The 17,640-nt window shown below is 68.8% G+C and carries 17 protein-coding genes and 1 pseudogene; 10 read left to right on the forward strand and 8 right to left on the reverse strand.

What is annotated here, in order from left to right; all coding sequences use genetic code 11:
- Positions 1–39: 39 nt before the first annotated feature.
- Positions 40–534 (reverse strand): winged helix-turn-helix transcriptional regulator, encoded by a 495-nt coding sequence (locus ON38_RS24705; RefSeq protein WP_039827368.1) that lies wholly within the window; start codon positions 532–534, stop codon positions 40–42.
- 103 nt (positions 535–637) lie between these two features.
- On the opposite strand from ON38_RS24705, the gene ON38_RS24710 reads away from it, so the two are divergent.
- From ON38_RS24710 to ON38_RS24725, 4 genes are all read left to right on the forward strand, one after another.
- Positions 638–1,807: a thiolase family protein gene (locus ON38_RS24710; RefSeq protein ID WP_039827369.1), complete on the forward strand. Its 1,170-nt coding sequence runs from the start codon at positions 638–640 to the stop codon at positions 1,805–1,807.
- Between the two features lie 323 nt (positions 1,808–2,130).
- Complete coding sequence (locus ON38_RS24715) at positions 2,131–3,114, forward strand: o-succinylbenzoate synthase (protein WP_373281246.1); 984 nt, start codon at positions 2,131–2,133, stop codon at positions 3,112–3,114.
- 76 nt (positions 3,115–3,190) lie between these two features.
- Positions 3,191–3,559, forward strand: a complete 369-nt coding sequence (locus tag ON38_RS24720) for a hypothetical protein (protein WP_039827396.1) — start codon at positions 3,191–3,193, stop codon at positions 3,557–3,559.
- A gap of 379 nt (positions 3,560–3,938) precedes the next feature.
- Entirely contained in the window at positions 3,939–5,042 is a 1,104-nt protein-coding gene (locus ON38_RS24725) for an epoxide hydrolase family protein (protein ID WP_039827397.1), read from the forward strand.
- Positions 5,043–5,060: 18 nt separating this feature from the next.
- On the opposite strand, the gene ON38_RS24730 is transcribed toward ON38_RS24725, so the two are convergent.
- Positions 5,061–5,582 (reverse strand): TIGR04338 family metallohydrolase, encoded by a 522-nt coding sequence (locus ON38_RS24730; protein ID WP_039827370.1) that lies wholly within the window; start codon positions 5,580–5,582, stop codon positions 5,061–5,063.
- Positions 5,583–5,588: 6 nt separating this feature from the next.
- Positions 5,589–6,449, reverse strand: coding sequence for a DUF2786 domain-containing protein (locus ON38_RS24735; RefSeq protein WP_039827371.1), 861 nt, complete (start codon positions 6,447–6,449; stop codon positions 5,589–5,591).
- A 511-nt stretch (positions 6,450–6,960) separates the two neighbouring features.
- On the opposite strand from ON38_RS24735, the gene ON38_RS24740 reads away from it, so the two are divergent.
- The 6 genes from ON38_RS24740 to ON38_RS24765 all read left to right on the forward strand — a co-directional run bounded on the left by ON38_RS24740 (position 6,961) and on the right by ON38_RS24765 (position 13,710).
- Positions 6,961–8,244 (forward strand): ABC transporter substrate-binding protein, encoded by a 1,284-nt coding sequence (locus tag ON38_RS24740; RefSeq protein WP_039827372.1) that lies wholly within the window; start codon positions 6,961–6,963, stop codon positions 8,242–8,244.
- Positions 8,245–8,285: 41 nt separating this feature from the next.
- Positions 8,286–9,320, forward strand: coding sequence for a carbohydrate ABC transporter permease (locus ON38_RS24745; protein ID WP_373281247.1), 1,035 nt, complete (start codon positions 8,286–8,288; stop codon positions 9,318–9,320).
- Positions 9,320–10,204, forward strand: a complete 885-nt coding sequence (locus ON38_RS24750; protein ID WP_083873065.1) for a carbohydrate ABC transporter permease — start codon at positions 9,320–9,322, stop codon at positions 10,202–10,204. Before ON38_RS24745 ends, ON38_RS24750 begins: the two co-directional genes overlap by 1 nt.
- Positions 10,205–10,266: 62 nt before the next feature.
- Positions 10,267–12,636 carry a transglycosylase domain-containing protein gene (locus ON38_RS24755; protein WP_039827375.1) on the forward strand — a complete coding sequence of 790 codons (2,370 nt, stop codon included), beginning with the start codon at positions 10,267–10,269 and terminating at the stop codon, positions 12,634–12,636.
- 177 nt (positions 12,637–12,813) lie between these two features.
- Positions 12,814–13,275 (forward strand): GyrI-like domain-containing protein, encoded by a 462-nt coding sequence (locus tag ON38_RS24760; protein ID WP_039827376.1) that lies wholly within the window; start codon positions 12,814–12,816, stop codon positions 13,273–13,275.
- A gap of 9 nt (positions 13,276–13,284) precedes the next feature.
- Complete coding sequence (locus tag ON38_RS24765) at positions 13,285–13,710, forward strand: GyrI-like domain-containing protein (protein ID WP_039827377.1); 426 nt, start codon at positions 13,285–13,287, stop codon at positions 13,708–13,710.
- Between the two features lie 363 nt (positions 13,711–14,073).
- On the opposite strand, the gene ON38_RS24770 is transcribed toward ON38_RS24765, so the two are convergent.
- From ON38_RS24770 to ON38_RS24790, 5 genes and pseudogenes are all read right to left on the reverse strand, one after another.
- Complete coding sequence (locus tag ON38_RS24770; protein WP_039827378.1) at positions 14,074–14,496, reverse strand: DoxX family protein; 423 nt, start codon at positions 14,494–14,496, stop codon at positions 14,074–14,076.
- Positions 14,497–14,646: 150 nt separating this feature from the next.
- Positions 14,647–15,738: an inositol-3-phosphate synthase gene (locus ON38_RS24775; RefSeq protein WP_039827379.1), complete on the reverse strand. Its 1,092-nt coding sequence runs from the start codon at positions 15,736–15,738 to the stop codon at positions 14,647–14,649.
- Positions 15,731–16,291, reverse strand: coding sequence for a PadR family transcriptional regulator (locus tag ON38_RS24780; RefSeq protein ID WP_039827380.1), 561 nt, complete (start codon positions 16,289–16,291; stop codon positions 15,731–15,733). The genes ON38_RS24775 and ON38_RS24780 overlap by 8 nt, the downstream gene beginning before the upstream one ends.
- A gap of 155 nt (positions 16,292–16,446) precedes the next feature.
- Positions 16,447–17,250, reverse strand: coding sequence for a DUF1707 SHOCT-like domain-containing protein (locus ON38_RS24785; RefSeq protein ID WP_039827381.1), 804 nt, complete (start codon positions 17,248–17,250; stop codon positions 16,447–16,449).
- An 11-nt stretch (positions 17,251–17,261) separates the two neighbouring features.
- Positions 17,262–17,640 (reverse strand): annotated as a pseudogene (locus tag ON38_RS24790) (DUF1707 SHOCT-like domain-containing protein); the annotation flags it as partial.

Consider the following 17,640-nt stretch of genomic DNA (forward strand, 5'->3'; position numbering starts at 1 on the left):
CGGTATCCGTTACCGCGGCGACGGCGAAAGGTACCGGGATCACCGCCGCCGGGCCGCGCGCCACTGCTCGTTGAGCCGGACGCCGAGTTCGTCCACGCCGATCTCGCGGCCGGATTCGCTGCGCACCTGTACCCGCACCGGGTCCCCGGTCGCCGCCTCGACCAGGTCCAGCGGTGGTGGTCCTGGTTGCAGGTGCGCATTGCCCCACTGCATGAGCGCCAGCACCACGGGTAGTAGATCGCGGCCTTTAGGGGTCAGCACGTATTCGTGACGGGTGCGCTCACCTTCTTTCCGATACGGCTGCCTGGTGAACAGTCCCGCCGCGGTGAGTTTGCGCAGTTGCCCGGCGACGGCGGCATCGGTGATCCCCACCCGGGACGCGAAACCGTCGAACCGGGTGGTGCCGTAGTAGGCCTCCCGCAGGATCAGGATCGCCGAGCGGGTGCCGACCACCTCGAGCGCCATCGCGATCGAGCAGTGGTCGGGTTTCCACGAGTCGAGATCGGCCAGGGGGCCTTCCATCACCGCTGCCATCCGCCCATCATATCGACCCTGACTTGCCTCCACTGATGCCAGCGCCTAATCTGGCTTTAGATAACTTTAGCCAGGGTTCGCCCCGGCGGCGGAAGGAATCGATATGCGAGACGCGGTCATCGTCGATGCGGTACGGACCCCCATCGGACGCGGCAAGCCCACCGGCGCCCTGCACGGCATCCACCCCGTGGACCTCATGGCCCACAGCCTGAGCGCGCTGATCACCCGGACCGGAGTGGACCCGGCCCTCATCGACGATGTGATCGGCGGGGTGGTGAGCCAGGTCGGCGAACAGGGCGTGAACATGACCCGGCGGGCGGCACTGGCGGCCGGTTTCCCGGAATCGGTCCCGGCCACCACGGTCGACCGCCAGTGCGGCAGCAGCCAGCAGGCCGTCCACTTCGCCGCGCAGGGCGTACTCGCCGGCGCCTACGACATGGTGGTGGCCACCGGAGTCGAATCCATGAGCCGTGTCCCGATGGGCGCCAGCGCCCGGGGCGCCGACGATATCTCGGGCGTGGGTTTCACCAGGCGGTACCCGGACGGGCTGGTCCCCCAGGGCATCAGCGCCGAACTCATCGCCGCGAAATGGGGCCTGTCCCGGACCCAGCTCGACGAATTCGCGCTGAACAGCCACGAAAAGGCGGCACGGGCCACCAAGAACGGGCAGTTCGCCGCCGAACTCGCCCCGCTGGCAGGCCTCGACACCGACGAGGGGATCCGCACCGGCTCCACCCTCGACACCCTGGCCGGGCTGAAACCCGCCTACTACGACCCGGCCATGGCGGAACGGTTCCCGCAGATCGGCTGGAACATCACCGCGGCGACGGCGAGTCAGATCAGCGACGGCAGCGCCGCCGTGCTCATCACCACCAGCGAACGGGCCCGCGCCCTCGGCCTGCGCCCACTGGCGCGGCTACACAGTTTCGCGGTGGCCGGAGACGATCCGCTGCTCATGCTGACCGCGGTCATCCCGGCCACCCGCAAGGTCCTGGACCGGGCCGGGCTCACCCTCGCCGATATCGACCTCGTCGAGATCAACGAAGCGTTCGCGTCCGTGGTGGCGGCCTGGGCACACGACACCGGCGCCGACCCGGATCGCGTCAATGTGAACGGCGGCGCGATCGCGCTCGGCCACCCGCTGGGCGCCTCCGGCGCCCGGTTGATGACCACCCTCGTCCACGCCATGCTGGACCGCGGCGCCCGCTACGGCCTGCAGACCATGTGCGAGGCGGGCGGCCTGGCCAACGCCACGATCCTCGAACGGCTCTGAGTCCCCGGGGACACAGGTCGGCTCCCGCCCTTGCGGCTCGGCGTTCCACGGACCGTGCCGGACAGGCGGGCATCGGAACCGCGCCCCACCCGTTGCGATACGCCGGTCGCGCGGTTCCGATGCCGCGCGAGGGCCATGCCTCGCGACGATCCTGCGCACCGGCAGTTGCGGCGGGCGGCCGAACCACACCGGATTCGCCGGCGCACTCCGCATCCGGGCACACGCGCCGGATCGCCGCCTCCCGTTCACCTGAGTGCCCCGACCCGCCCGGTACCACCCCGGCTGTGGTTGCCCACCGTGTGACCTGGCCTAGTGTGGTTCCGGTGAGTGAACTGCCCCGGATCGACGAGGTGCACGTCTACGCGATCCCGCTGCGGTCGAAGTTCCGCGGGATCACCGTGCGCGAAGGGGTGCTGCTGCGCGGCCCTCGTGGCTGGGGTGAATTCTGCCCGTTCACCGAATACGCCGACCACGAAGCCGCGCACTGGCTGGACACCGCTCTCGAGCAGGTGACCGCGGGCTGGCCGGAACCCGTACGGGACCGGATCCCGGTCAACTGCACGGTTCCCGCCGTGAGCGCGGAGCGGGCATTCGAGCTGGTCGCCGGCTCCGGTTGCCGCACGGCCAAGGTGAAGGTCGCCGACCATCCCGAATCGCTGCGGGAGGATCTGGCCCGGGTGGAAGCCGTGCGGTCGGCACTCGGTCCGGGCGGCGCGATCCGCGTCGATGCCAACGCCGTCTGGGATGTCGCCACCGCCGTCCGGCACATCCGCGAGATGGACCGGGCCGCAGGCGGTCTGGAATACGTCGAGCAACCGTGCCGCACGGTCGAGGAGCTCGCCGCCGTACGCCGCCGGGTCGAGGTCCCCGTCGCCGCCGACGAATCCATCCGCCGCGCCGAGGACCCGCTGCGGGTCGCGGTGGCCGGTGCGGCCGATATCGCGGTCCTCAAATGCACCCCGCTCGGTGGTGTACGGCGGGCCCTGCGCGTCGCGGAGGCCGCGGGGCTACCGTGCGTCATCTCCTCGGCCCTGGAGACCAGCGTCGGGCTGGCCGCGCAGCTGGCCCTGGCCGGCGCTCTCCCGGAACTCGACCATGCCTGCGGTCTCGGCACGGTCGATCTGTTCGAAGGCGATGTCGTCGCCCGATCCTTGCGTCCGGTGGACGGTTTCCTCCCCGTCCCCCGCGCCGCCCCCGAACCGGATCCCGGCCTGCTGGAGAAATACCGCCACCCGGATCCGGCACGTACCGAATGGTGGATCGCCCGCCTGCGCCGGTTGCTGGAAGCGCGGCACACCGAGGAGTGAGCTTCCCGTAACGGCATCCGGTGGGCGATCGATGGTCAAGCAACAGTAAAACTTGCTGGACGAGGGGATTGGCGAAATGAGAAGGACGATAAGCGTCACCGCACGGATCGCCGTTGCCGCCGCCTCGGCCGCCGGCTTCGCCGCGGTACTCGGCGCCGGTACGGCCCACGCCGCGCCGCAGGACTGCACCGTCACGCGGGACCTGGTCGGCGCGACGGCCCGGTGCCACGACGGCGACGCCCCCGCCGGGCGGGAGTACGCGCTCATCGTCGAGTGTTTCGGCCTGCACGGCGTGCCGAATGCCTTCCCGCTCATGGCCATCGGCCCCTACCAGGGGTCGTGGAGCGGATCGTTCGGCCCGTCCGGTCAGGGCACAGCCTCGTGCCTGGGCCCTATGAGTATCGGAGCCGCCACGAACGCTTACGTCGCGATCTACCGAGACTGATCGAACCGGCGTCGGCGGCAGTCGGGTCGCGACCCCACCCGGCCGTGATCCGGCGACCCCGTCGGCGCTGTGGTCGGCGCGATCGTCGACGTCCGAGTTGCCCGTCACCGCGACCCGACACATTCGCACACTCGTCGTTGCCGCGGCCGGTTCCATGGTGGTTGGTCATTTCTCCCTGCGATTTCGCGGCTTCGGCGCTGCCTCCGCGCCGGTTCTCGTCGAAGAACTTGTTGGACTCACCAACGTTTGCTACCGTTGGCTCTACCAACAAAAGCAGCCGTCCGGGCGTTCTCACGCAATGCGCCGGTCCGGCCGCGACCGACCTCACCGCGGTCGGGTGCGCCTCCCCACCCGATCCGCCACCGCTCAGGAGACCGCCGTGCCCACGACTGCCATCACCCCGTTCACCATCGACATCCCGCGAGCCGACCTCGACGACCTGGCCGACCGGCTCGCCCGCACCCGCTGGCCCAACGAGATCACCGATGCCGGGACCGATTACGGCTTCCCACTGGGCCGGCTGCGGGAACTGGCCGAATATTGGCGCACCGGCTACGACTGGCGCGCCCACGAGGCCGAACTCAACGAACTCCCGCACTTCACCACCGAAATCGACGGACAGAACATTCACTTCGTCCATATCCGGTCGGCGGAGCCGGATGCCCTGCCGCTGATCCTCACCCACGGCTGGCCCGGTTCGTTCCTGGAATTCCTCGACGTGATCGAACCGCTCTCGCGAGATTTCCATCTCGTGATCCCGTCCATTCCGGGCTTCGGTTTCTCCGGTCCCACCCACGAACGCGGCTGGGACGCCACCCGGGTCGCGGGAGCCTGGGCCGAACTGATGCGTCGCCTCGGATACGAACGCTACGGCGCGCAGGGCGGCGATTTCGGTTCCGGTATCTCCCAGGCGCTCGGCGCGCTCGCACCCGAACACGTGGTCGGAGTGCACGTCAACTATCTGCCGACCCGGCCGGACCCCGCCGCCGGCCTGGAACTGTCCGAAACCGATCGGGCGCGGCTGGCCAAGGTGCAGCACCTGATGGCGAACCGGCCCCCGTATCAGGCATTGCAGGCCACCACCCCGCAGACCATCGGCTACGCGCTGACCGATTCACCGGTCGGCCAGCTGGCCTGGATCGCGGAGCGCTTCGCGCAGTGGACCGACCCACGCACCCCGGTCGCCGATGAACGGATGCTCACCGATGTCTCGCTGTACTGGCTGACCGCCACCGCGGCGTCGTCGGCCCGCCTGACCCGCGAAACGACCCGGGGGACGACACCGTGCCCGGTTCCGCTCGGGGTGGCGGTCTTCGCCCACGACATCACCCAGTCGGTGCGGCCGCTGGCCGAACGGCTCTACGACATCAGGCACTGGTCGGAGTTCGACCGGGGCGGTCACTTCGCCGCCATGGAGGTCCCCGAACTGCTCGCCGAGGACATCCGGACCTTCTTCCGCACGGTGCTCCGGGCCGGGGCCTGACCCGGCCGCGACCGCGGCTCAACCCAACCGCACACCCGCGTCGTGGAAGGTCAGGCGCAACAACAGCCCCGCTTCCGGGCCGATCACCCCGTCGGCCAATTCCACGTATCTCGTGCAGAATTCGGGCCCGTGGGCGGCCACCCCCGCGGGCCGGGATTCGAGATGGTGCGCCAATTCGTGCAGCACCACCAGCTCCCGCAGCGCCCACGCGGTCCGCCCGCGCGCCGAGGACTCCGCGCGCAGAGGTACCGCCAGCACCGCATTCCCGGATTCGTAATGGGCAGCCACATTTCCGGCGCGAGCGCGCACCCGGATCGGCACACCGGCCCGCTCCCAGGTGGCCGCGACCCAGCCGAGGGCGAGTACCCGGTCGCAGTACTGCTGCACCGAATCCACCGAAGCGAATTTCCGCTCCACCGGCAAGGTCACCTGCGAGCCGTGCACTTCGACGGTGCGCTGCCCGAATTCCGCCGCCCGGTCGAAGATCGATCGCACCAGCTGCTCGGCGTCGTACACCCTGCCCCGCTGTGTATCCCGCACGGCCGGCTACTCCGGGAGCTGCCCGCGGGCCCCGTCCAGTTCCCGCGCCGGCCCGAGCCTGGCCGCCCGCCCGGCCCGGTCCCCCGCCCGCCGGGCGTCCGGAGCGTAACCGGTGGAGGCGCGTGGTCCGCGCCAGGTGCCGCGGGCCTCGGAGTTACGGGCGTAGAAATCGGAGAGTTCGAGCTCCTTGCCGCGCAGGGCCAGCGCCGTCTGCGCCGCCCGGTCCGCCGCGCCCGGCTCCACGGCCCGGGTATCGCGGGCGGTCGCCGACCGTTCGACCTCCGCCCTGGCCTCGGCCAGCCGGATCCCGATGCGCTCGGCGAAGGCCAGCTGGAAATTCAGCCGGGCCGTCACCCCCGCCACCGGGACCCGGACCACCCGGCGCACGCGGCGCCCGGCCCGGCGTTCGTTGACGACCTTCTCCATGGTCGCGGTCCGATGGTCGCCGGACTCGAGGTACCGGCCCGACGCCCGCACCATCTGCACCAGCAGACTCGAGTAGAGCGCTTCACAGACGGCGATATCGGCCGCGAACCCATAGGCGTAGACCTGGGTCGAGGTGCGGGCCACATCACAGCGCACGTCATTGGCTGCCGCGATGGCCACGAACAGCTGCACGTAGGTGCGCAGACCTTTGCGGCCCGGCTCACCGATCGGGATCATCCGCTGGATCAGCGCGGTGGGCTGTTCCCGATCCCGGGTGTGCGCGCGCGCCACCGCCAGGTCGATCGAGGACCGGGTCGCCAGCCGCTGCGCCGCCGCCAGGAACGCCTCCGCCTCGTGCTCGTTGTCGGTGGACTCGGCTTTGCGCAGCAGGCCGCCGATCCTGGTGAGCAGGCGATCGGAGACTGCGCTGGCGGAGGACATCGGGCATCAGCTTAATCGGCGCGGCCGGGCAGCGGCGGTCCCCCGCCCGCAACCGATCACAGCGAAGGCGGAGGTACGGCCGATCCAGGGCGGGCAGAACCCGGCGTACGGCCGAACAACGGCGGAGGTACGCCGCAATCGGCGCAGCCGGGCCGAACCCGTCCATGCCGAGCTCTCGGCCGGAGGAAGACGGAGGTACATCCGCCCCCGCGCGGCCGGGGCGTCACCATCGTCCGCCCGCGGCCGGAGCGAGGACGGAGCTACGCCCGCCCCGGCACGGCCGGACCGAGCCGGTCGGACGGCCGGAGCCGATGCGGAGGTACGCCTACCAGTCGTTATATCCGCGACGCCGCCGACCGGCCGGCCTTCGCGCCCGTCCCGGCGGAGTCGCGGACGAGCGCGGGCCCGCGAGCTTCGGCTCACTTCGATACGGGAGTATCCGACACCGAGCGTGCACACCATGTATGTTGCGTTGTGCTGCCGCTCACTGTGTCGACCCTGGAGTTCCGCGATGGCTTTCACGAAGGTGCCGTCTCTACGTGCCGCGCTCGTCCTATGGCCGATCGCGCTGCTGACCGTGACCTTTGCCACCGCCTGCAACACCAGCGACACCGATGAACAGCTCGGCATGAACCAGGACGGACGCGGCCCGATCACCTACGTCGAGGGTAAGGACACCACCGAGACCGGTGCGGTCAAGCAGGTCATCGACCGCTGGAACGCCACCCACCCCGACGAGCAGGTCACCTTCAAGGAACAGTCCAACGACGCCACGGCCCAGTACGACGACCTGGTCGAGCACATGCGCGCGAAATCGGCCGACTACGACGTGGTCGCCCTGGACGTGCCGTGGACCGCGGAGTTCGCGGCCAAGGGCTGGATCCAGCCCCTGGAGGGCCAGTTCGCCATCGACACCTCGCCGCTGCTCTCGCCGCCGGTGGCCAGTGCCACCTACAACGGCACCCTGTACGCCGCACCCCGCAACACCAACGGCGGCCTGCTGTTCTACCGTAAGGACCTGGTCCCCAACGCCCCGGTCACCTGGGCCGAGATGCGTGCCAGCTGTCCGCTGGCGCGGGATAATCAGATCGGCTGCTACGCGGGCCAGTTCGCGCCCTACGAGGGCCTGACGGTGAATACCGCCGAGGTCATCAACGCGTTCGGCGGGACCTTCGTCGGCACCGACGGCCGCACCCCGACGGTCAACAGCCCGGAGTCGCGGGCCGGGCTCGAGCAGCTGGTCGACGCCTTCCGGGTCGGCGATATCCCCCGCGAAGCCATCACCTTCCAGGAACCGACCAGCGGTGCCGCGTTCACCCAGGGCAAGCTCATGTTCCTGCGCAGCTGGCCCTCCACCTACGGTGACGCCTCCTCGGAGGCCTCGGCGGTCAAGGACAAGTTCGGGGTCGCGCCGCTGCCCGGCGACACCGGCATCGGCGCCTCCACCCTCGGTGGCTACAACGCCGCGATCAGCGCCTACTCCGAGAACAAGGCCACGGCACTGGATTTCCTGAAGTTCCTGATCAGCGAGGAAGCCCAGCACATCATCGCCTCCGGCGCACTGCCGTCGGTGCGGGCCTCGATCTACGACGATCCGGCGCTCATCGCCAAGATGCCGTACCTGCCCGCCTTGAAGGATTCCATCGCCAGCGCGGTGCCCCGACCGGTCACACCGTTCTATCCGGCGGTGTCCAAAGCCATTCAGGACAACGCATATGCTGCCCTGACCGGAACAAAGTCCGTGAACGACGCGATCATCGGCATGCAGAAGGGCATCGAGACGGCCGGATCGTAGAGGTTCAACCGGACCCGGCGAGCCCGTAGGAGAGAGTAACGGTGTCGGATCCTTCCGGAACGGACGCGCAGGCGTCGGTCCGTACAGTAAAGCCCGCGAACGCGAACAATGATCGCGGGACGGCCACCAGGCTTCGCGACGAAGTCCGTATGTCGGGCCGGGCGTGGCTGTTCGTCGCGCCGGTGCTGATAGCGCTCACCGTGGTGATCGGTTATCCGGTGCTGCGGGCGCTGTGGATGTCGTTCACCTACGACGACCGGCTCGACGAGACGACCGGTCGTTTCGTCGCGAGCGGCGAGAGCACCTTCTACAACTACCTCCACTGGATCCTCGGCCAATGCCAGGTCACCACCGGCGGCGTCACCGAATGCCCCACCGGCAATCTGGGTGCCGAGTTCTGGGGAGCCGTCGGCGTCACGCTGTTCTTCGCGGTCGTCACGGTGACGCTGGAGGTGGCGATCGGGCTCGGTATGGCCATCGTCATGGGCAAAACCTTCAAGGGCCGGGCGCTGCTGCGCGCGGCGGTGCTGATCCCGTGGGCGATCCCCACCGCGGTGACGGCCCGGCTCTGGGAGTTCATGTTCCAGTACGACGGCGTGGTCAACACCGTGTTCGGCACCGAGATCCTGTGGACCTCCGACGCGTGGCCGGCCCGTTTCGCGGTGATCGCCGCCGATGTGTGGAAGACGGCGCCGTTCGTGGCGCTGCTGCTGCTGGCCGGCCTGCAGATCATCCCCGACGACGTCTACGAGGCGGCCCGGGTGGACGGCGCCTCGGCCTGGCAGCGCTTCACCCAGATCACCATGCCGCTGCTCAAACCGGCGCTGCTGGTCGCGGTGCTCTTCCGCACCATGGACGCGCTGCGCATGTACGACCTGCCCGCCATCATGACCAACAATCTCCCGGCCACCCGGACGCTGTCGATCCTGGTCGTCGAACAGACACGACAGGGACCCAACAGCGCGGCCGCATTGTCGACGATCACCTTCCTGTTGATCTTCGCGGCGGCGTTCGTCCTGGTGAAGGTATTGGGTGCGAACGCGGTGCGGACGCAGGAAGAACAGCGGAAGGCGTGATGGCCGCGGTGACAACTCAGCAAATCGGTACCGCCCGACCCGCGGCGTCGTGGCCGCGCCGGCTCGGCTCGGCCCGGATCTACGTAGGTGCCCTGATCGTGCTCCTGTGGGGACTGGGCCCGTTCTACTGGATGGCGGTGACCGCCTTCCGCGATCCCGACCACACCTTCGATCCCACGCCGTGGCCCACGCACGTCACCCTGGACAACTTCCGGGACGCCTTCGACACCAGCCGGGGTAACAATTTCGCCCACGCGCTGCTCAACAGCGTGATCATCGGCGCGGCCAGCACCGCGATCGCCCTGGTCATCGGGGTCATGGCCGCCTACGCGCTGGCCCGGCTCACCTTCAAGGGCCGCTACCTGGTGTCCGGAGTGATCCTGAGCGCGTCGATGTTCCCGGTGGTCGTGCTGGTGACCCCGCTGTTCCAGCTGTTCACCGAAATCGGCTGGATCGGCGAGTACCAGGCGCTCATCCTGCCGAATATCTCCTTCGTGCTGCCGCTGACCGTGTACATCCTGGCTTCCTTCTTCGCCGAACTGCCGTGGGAACTCGAGGAGGCGGCCCGGATCGACGGCGCCACCAAGGTGCAGGCGTTCCGGTTGGTGATGCTGCCGCTGGCCGCGCCGGCCGTGTTCACCACCGCGATCCTGGCCTTCATCGCGGCGGTCAACGAATACCTGCTCGCCCGGGTGCTCTCCGGCAGCGAGACCGAGCCGGTGACGGTGGCCATCGCCCGGTTCTCCGGGAACAACCCCCTGGTCCCGCCCTACGGCGCGATCATGGCGGCGGGCACGCTGGTGACCGTGCCGCTGGTGATCCTGGTACTGGTGTTCCAGCGGCGGATCATTTCCGGACTCACGGCGGGCGGGGTGAAAAGCTGATCTCTGGGTATCCTGAGATCTGGCGGTGGTGCGCCTGAGTTTTTCCGACGCTCCGAGAGGAGATGATCGTGAGCTCGTTCCGTTCTCGACGTGGCCGCAACACTCCCCAGCCACCGCAGTACCCCTCGATAGCCGGTTGGAAAGAGCTCGACGATCACGATTCCGGGCCGCGTCCCCGTCCGCCCCGGCCACCCGGCCGTATCCGCCCACACCGGACCCGCGGCCAGCGGATCCGGCACCTGGCGCTGTGGCTGTTCACCATCCTGGTCGCCATCCCGACGCTGCTGGTCGGCCTGGTGTATTGGAGTGCGGAGATCCCGGCCGCCGGGACGGTACCGATCGACCAGACGGCCACCATCACGGCCTCCGACGGTTCCACCGTGCTGGCCAAGGTCGTGCCACCCGAAGGCAACCGCACCCCTGTACCGCTGTCGGATGTGCCCCGGCACGTCCGTGAGGCGGTCCTCTCCGCGGAGGACCGCAACTTCTACGACAACCCGGGTTTCTCGGCGTCCGGTCTGCTGCGCGCCGTCCGCGACAATGTGCTGGGCCGGGCGAACGCGGGCGGCGGTTCCACCATCACCCAGCAGTACGTGAAAAACGCTTTCCTGGGCTCCGAGCGAACGGTCAGCCGTAAGATGCACGAGCTGATCATCTCCTCGAAGATGGCCAAGGAGTGGAGCAAGGACGATATCCTCGGCGCCTACCTCAACACCATCTACTTCGGTCGCGGCGCCTACGGGATCGCCGCCGCCGCCCAGGCCTACTTCGGCAAACCGGTGCCCGAGCTGACCGTCGCCGAGGGCGCGGTCCTGGCCGCGCTCATCCGCTCACCCTCCGGGCTGGACCCGCAGACCCGGCTGCCCCAGCTGTTGCAACGCTGGAATTACGTCCTCAACGGAATGGTCGAGATGGACGCGCTCGCCCCGGGAGAGCGCGACGCGATCGTCTTCCCGCCGACGATCCCGCCGCCCGCCCCCGAGGACGCCAACACCACCCGCGGCCCGGAAGGGCATATCAAGGCCCAGGTGCTGCGTGAACTGGCCGACGCCGGCATCTCCGATCAGGAGCTGAACACCGGCGCCCTGCAGATCACCACGACCATCGACGCGAAAGCCCAGCAGGCCGCGACAGCCGCGGCGGCCGGGGCTCTCGACGGCCAGCCGCCGGAGCTGCGGACCGCGGTGACCTCCATCGATCCGCGGTCCGGCGCGGTCCGGGCGTACTACGGCGGCGCCGACGGTATCGGATACGACTTCGCCCAGGCCCCCTTGCAGACCGGATCGGCGTTCAAGACCTTCGCGGTGCTCGCGGCGCTACAGCAGGGCATCCCGCTGTCGCGGGCATTCGACAGCGCCCCGGTGGACGTCAACGGGGTGCTGGTGCGCAATGTGGAGAACGAGTCCTGTGGTGTGTGCAGTGTGAGCGAGGCCTTCAAACGCTCGCTCAACACCAGCTTCTACCGGCTCACCCTCGCCATGAACAACGGTCCCCAGGCGATCGCCGACGCCGCTCACCAGGCCGGGATCCCGCAGGACATCCCCGGCGTCCCGGGACAGTCGCTCACCGAACTGGGTGCCCCGCCCATGCCCTCCATCGTGCTCGGCACCTATCTGGTGCGGCCCATCGATATGGCCTCGGCCTACGCCACCATCGCCGGTGCGGGCCGATACCACCAGCCGTACTTCGTGCAACGCGTGGTGCGCGGGGACGGCCGCGTCCTGCTGGACCGCAGTGGCGATCCGGGGCAGCGCACCGGCGCCCAGCCGCCGCCGTCGGAGCAACGGATACCGCAGACCATCGCCGCGCAGACCGCCACGGCCATGCTGCCCATCGCCTCGTATTCCAACGGCCACGCGCTCAACGGCCGTCCCTCCGCCGCGAAGACGGGGACCACCCAGCTGGGCGATACCGGTCAGAACAAGGACGCCTGGATGGTCGGTTTCACACCGTCGCTGTCCACCGCGGTCTGGGTCGGCACCGACGCGAACCTCCCGATCGTCACCGCCGGCGGCGGCCGCATCTACGGTTCCGGGCTGCCCTCCGATATCTGGAAACAGACCATGGACGGAGCCCTGGCCGACACCCCGCCCGAGCAGATCGGGACAGCCGCGCCGAACCCTTCGCCGGTCGTACCGGCCGCGCCGCAGCAGCCCTCCCGCAACCCCTACGACATCCTCAACCCGCCACCCCCGCAACAGCCGGAGCCGACGCAGCAGCAGCCGACACAGCAGCAACCCTTCATCATCATCCCGCCGGCCTCCGAACCGTACGCTCCCGACCCCGAACCCGAACCCGAATACGAACCCGAACCCCAGGCACCCGCGCCTCCTCCGGTCGAAGTGCCCGCGCCCGCACCACCCGCGGCGCCCGCGCCGCCGGCCCCGCGCGTCGTCGAAATCCTGCCCGGCGTAACGATCCCCGTACCGTGACCGACGGATTCCGGTCGTGATCCCACCGAAGGAACGGTCGGCATGGCAGCATCGTTGGCCAGAGTGAGATGTCGCCCATCCGACCGACCGGCACGGGCCGACGCCCGGGCCGGGACGGGCGTGCGGGAGGATATGCGCTGGAGCGACGACGTATGACGAGACATAGGGGCTACGCCGGTGGAATTCAATGTCGTTGACCGCCCGGAAACGCTGGTGGCGGGAATGGTGCTACGCAGCCCGGCACTCGCCGTGGAAGGACCGCGCCGCACCAGAGTCGAGGAAGCCTGGAAACGTACCCTGGGCCGACCCTTACCCGGCCACCCCGCCAGCGCCTTCGTCGATCACGCCCCGGAGATCAATTCCTATCTGACCCATATCATCGGCTACCGCTGTCACAGTCTCGACGATCTGCTACCCGGCGATGTCCTCGCCCGTATCCCCGCCGGCCGCTACGCCCGTTTCACCCTCAGCGGCGAGGATCTCGGCGAGACGATCGTGACCCTGTGGCGGGCGATCTGGGACGCGGAGGCCGCCGGCCGGCTGATCCGCTCCTATACCGGTGACTACGAGCGCTACCCCGACGAACACACGGTGGAAGTGTTCGTGGCCATGGCAGCAGACGATGCGGCGAGCAGGTAGGAAGCAGCAGTGGACTTCGAAATTGTCGAACTCGGTGAAAGCCTGGTGGCCGGGCTCACCATCCCGTTGGCCGGCCGGGAAGTAACCGCCCGCGACCTCGATCTGGTGAATTTCACCTGGGACCGTTACCTCTCCCGCGAGAAGAACGTCCCCCGGGTCGCCGCCTATATCGGCCAAGAGGATCACGCGGTGGCGGTGCTCGGCTACGAGATCGCGACGATGGCCGACCTGGATCCGGGTGATGTCCTCACCCGGGTCCCGACCGGTCGCTACGCGAAATTCGTGGTCACCGAGAAGCCCTATGATCTGCTCCGCACGGCATGGGCGCGAGTCCGGGAAGCCGAGAAGGCGGGCACGATAACGCGTTCCCACACCGCCGAACTGGAACGCTATACCGGACCGACCTCCGTAGAGGTCTACGTCTCGCTGGACTGAATCCCGCCCGGCCGATTCCCCGGGCGCGCCACGGGCGTGCCCGCGAGGTCGCGTTGGATACCGGGAGACGGTGGAACGCGGCGAGTACTCGACGGCGTTGATTCCGACCGTCGCACGGCTGCGGTGAGTCGTCGCTGCCCGGACGCTTCGACGGCGTCCGGTGCGCCACCCCGGACACGACGACGGCTACCCGGGGTGGCGGGGACCTGGACAAGACGACTGCCATGGGCGCGGGACCCGCCGGGGCCCCGTATTCGGCAGCCACTGGATCGGTCGCCGCCGACCCGACGGGCGATCGATCCGGAACGCGCGAACGACGTTCGGTGGGTGTGCCACCGAACGTCGGTCGGAGTCATCGATTCGTCATCGAGTGAGCGTGTCGCGCAGCTCGGTGAGGGAGGCACGGCGTTCGTAGGCGATCCAGGCGAAGATCGCGGCGAGCGCCAAGGGGAAGATCGCCATCTCGGGCTTGTCGGCGATGAAGGCCTGGGTGCCGGCGGCCAGCACGGTGAGCACGGACAGGCCCGCGGCGGCCGGTGCGGCCAGCCGGGGCACCATCAGGCCGATACCGCCCGCGACCTCGACGACACCGATGAAGATGAGAAGGGCGAAGGGGATGGTGAGGTTTTCGGGGGCGTTGTCGGTGAGGACGCCGGGTATGACGAGTTTCGGCCCGCCGGAGGCGATGACGAAGAACAGGCCGAGCAGGATCTGCAGCGTCCACAGGACACGGTTGCGGATGGTGCCGGGGCGGGCGGCGACGGTAGTGGCGGCGGTGGTGGTCATATCCGGTCCTTCTGGTCGGTCGCGCCGGGTCGGGTAGCGCGCTCAACCGATAGGACGGGGCAGCGCCGCGAGAGTCATCGCCGTCCGAGAAGAATTTCTCCGGTCAGCAGCGGCCGCCGGGACGGGCGGCCGCTGCTGACCAAAGCCTTGTTACGCGTCGATGATGAACGCCTCGAGCTGCGCCCGGGCGATATCGTCGGCCAGCTGCTTCGGCGGGGACTTCATCAGGTACGCCGACGCCGGGATCACCGGGCCGCCGATGCCACGGTCCTTGGCGATCTTCGCGGCGCGGACCGCGTCGATGATGATGCCGGCCGAGTTGGGCGAATCCCACACCTCGAGCTTGTACTCCAGGTTCAGCGGCACATCGCCGAAGGCGCGGCCTTCGAGGCGGACATAGGCCCATTTGCGGTCGTCGAGCCAGCCGACGTGGTCGGAGGGGCCGATGTGCACATCATTGGCGCCCATTTCCTTCTGCAGGTTGCTGGTGACGGCCTGGGTCTTGGAGATCTTCTTCGACTCCAGCCGCTCGCGCTCGAGCATGTTCTTGAAGTCCATATTGCCGCCGACGTTCAGCTGCATGGTGCGGTCGAGCTGAACCCCGCGGTCCTCGAACAACTTCGCCATCACGCGGTGGGTGATGGTGGCGCCGACCTGGCTCTTGATGTCGTCACCGACGATCGGCACGCCCGCGGCGCGGAACTTCTCGGCCCAGACCGGGTCCGAGGCGATGAACACCGGCAGCGCGTTGACGAACGCCACATCGGCATCGATCGCGCACTGGGCGTAGAACTTGTCGGCTTCCTCGGACCCGACCGGCAGGTACGAGACCAGGACATCCACCTCGGCGTCTTTCAGCGCCTTGACCACGTCGACCGGCTCGGACTCGGCGAGTTCGATGGTTTCGGCGTAGTACTTGCCGATGCCGTCGAGGGTGGGGCCACGCTGCACGGTCACGCCCAGCGGCGGCACATCGGAGATCTTGATGGTGTTGTTCTCGCTGGCGAAGATCGCCTCGGACAGGTCGAAGCCGACCTTCTTGGCGTCCACGTCGAAGGCGGCCACGAACTGCACGTCCCGCACGTGGTATTCGCCGAACCGCACATGCATCAGTCCGGGCACCGTCGTGGAATCGTCGGCATCCCGGTAGTACTGCACGCCCTGGACGAGCGAGGAGGCGCAGTTGCCCACACCTACGATGGCGACGCGAACACTGGACTTGTTGGTGTCTCCACTACTCATGGCCGGTATTTCCCTCTTTCTGTGGTGCCGCCTTCGTCGATTGCTCCGCCGCAATCAACTCGTTGAGCCAGCGCACTTCGCGCTCGCTTGATTCGAGTCCGAGTTGATGGAGTTGGCGGGTGTAGCGATCCAGCGATCCGCTCGCTCTCTTGATCGCTTCCCGCAGCCCCTCTCGGCGCTCCTCGACCTGACGCCGCCTGCCCTCCAGAATCCGCATCCGCGCTTCCGCGGGGGTGCGGCTGAAGAAGGCCAGGTGAACGCCGAAGCCGTCATCGGTGTAGTTCTGCGGACCCGTATCGGCCAGGAGGTCGTTGAAACGCTCCCGGCCCGCCGGAGTCAGCTGATAGACCCGCCGCGCCCGGCGGGTCGTGGACAGTCCCTCGGGTACTTCCTCCGCGATCAGTCCATCCGCCCGCATACGTTTCAAGGTCGGATACAGCGACCCGTAGGAAAAAGCCCGAAACGCCCCGAGCAGACCGGTGAGCCGCTTCTTCAGCTCGTAGCCGTGCATGGGCGATTCCAGGAGCAGCCCGAGGATTGCCAGTTCGAGCAACGGGCTTCACCCCCTGACTTCCGTACAGACCTAACCAATGGATGCGATTACCCACTATATCGGAGCGATATAACAACGCATAGTTCCGCGCGGACAGGAACGCATCAGCGCAGGTGGGAGCGAGAGCAGAGCCCGGCCGGGGGCGCGGCGGCCGGTCAGTCGACCGGGTGGACTTCCTGCGGTGTCCCGTCCAGGGCGAGCTGCACCGTCCCGGTGCGGTCGCCCCCGTCACCGACGTAGATATCGATCACCGGCCCGGCCGCCTCGGGTGCGATGAGCTCGTAGCCGATACCGAGATGGCCGACCTTTCCGTCGGGCAGCTTCACCGTCGCCGGCGCCCCGGCCAGGACCGCGGCCACGGCGGGCAGGTCGATATCGGCGAGATCGACCGGGCGACCCTCCGAATAGCTCGACGGGCCCGAGGTCTCGGGGGTGAACTCCGCACCGTCGAACTCGTAGGCCTTCTCCTCGCCCCGGTCCAGGCGCTGCAAGAGGATCCGGTCGGGGAAGACCGTCGCCGCGTCGATGATCGTGTCACCGAACTCCCGCCGGTAGCTGTCGACGAAAAGAGCCAGGCCGCTGCCGGTGGTCAGATCCGCGGCGGCCTCCTCCACAGCCGCTTCGGTGGCGGCCGCCGCCGCGTCCACGGCATCCCCGGACCGGGCCAGGCCCACCACCGCGCCGAGAGCCGCGGCCGCCGTCAGCAGCGCGACAGGCACCCACCAGGGGCGGGCCGGGCGGTCCCGGTTCAGGATCGCGGCGCCGGCGAGCTCACCGGGGATCTGCAGGTCCGCGATGAGGGCGTCCAGTTCGGCGGTGTACTTCGCCCGCATCGCCGACCGCGTGCGCGCACTGTGCTCGCCGGCGGAGAGCTGCCCGTCCGCCGCGGCCGCGTCCAGCAGCGCGCACACCTCGACCCGGTCGCTGTCACGTGCCCGGACCTGTTCTTTTTTCGCCACGGCTGCTTCCTCTAACCGTCGAAAGGCCACACCCTCAGCACCTCACCGGCGGGGCTGAGGACGAACCACCCGGATTCGTCGAAGGTGTTGTTCACATGAATGCTCACCGCCGGGCGGCCCGCGAGCGGATCGAAGGAGAAGATCTCCAACTCGATCATGGAGACGACCCCGCCGGGCACCCGGGTGGTGGCCGCGGCGGTACCGGCGGCCGCGGCGATCGCGGCGGTGTCGACCGCGGCCAGGTCGACGGTGGGGGTATCGGCCGGACGGGTGGTCGGATCGCTGTCCTGGTGGAAACCGCCGCGATAGGTGTAGGTCACCTTCCGGTTCGGCTGTCCCGGCAGCGCGCGGGTCACCCGGGCGTGGGCCGGGTAGAGCGTGATCTCGTCG

The organism is Nocardia testacea NBRC 100365 (assembly GCF_000308775.1).
GTDB lineage: Bacteria > Actinomycetota > Actinomycetes > Mycobacteriales > Mycobacteriaceae > Nocardia > Nocardia testacea.

Coding starts and splice junctions, on each gene's coding strand:
- ON38_RS24750 (WP_083873065.1), top strand. CDS start 9,320: ATGGCCGCGGTGACAACTCAGCAAATCGGTACCGCCCGACCCGCGGCG.
- ON38_RS24770 (WP_039827378.1), bottom strand. CDS start 14,496: ATGACCACCACCGCCGCCACTACCGTCGCCGCCCGCCCCGGCACCATC.
- ON38_RS24775 (WP_039827379.1), bottom strand. CDS start 15,738: ATGAGTAGTGGAGACACCAACAAGTCCAGTGTTCGCGTCGCCATCGTA.
- ON38_RS24705 (WP_039827368.1), bottom strand. CDS start 534: ATGGCAGCGGTGATGGAAGGCCCCCTGGCCGATCTCGACTCGTGGAAA.
- ON38_RS24720 (WP_039827396.1), top strand. CDS start 3,191: ATGAGAAGGACGATAAGCGTCACCGCACGGATCGCCGTTGCCGCCGCC.
- ON38_RS24710 (WP_039827369.1), top strand. CDS start 638: ATGCGAGACGCGGTCATCGTCGATGCGGTACGGACCCCCATCGGACGC.
- ON38_RS24740 (WP_039827372.1), top strand. CDS start 6,961: ATGGCTTTCACGAAGGTGCCGTCTCTACGTGCCGCGCTCGTCCTATGG.
- ON38_RS24735 (WP_039827371.1), bottom strand. CDS start 6,449: ATGTCCTCCGCCAGCGCAGTCTCCGATCGCCTGCTCACCAGGATCGGC.
- ON38_RS24755 (WP_039827375.1), top strand. CDS start 10,267: ATGATCGTGAGCTCGTTCCGTTCTCGACGTGGCCGCAACACTCCCCAG.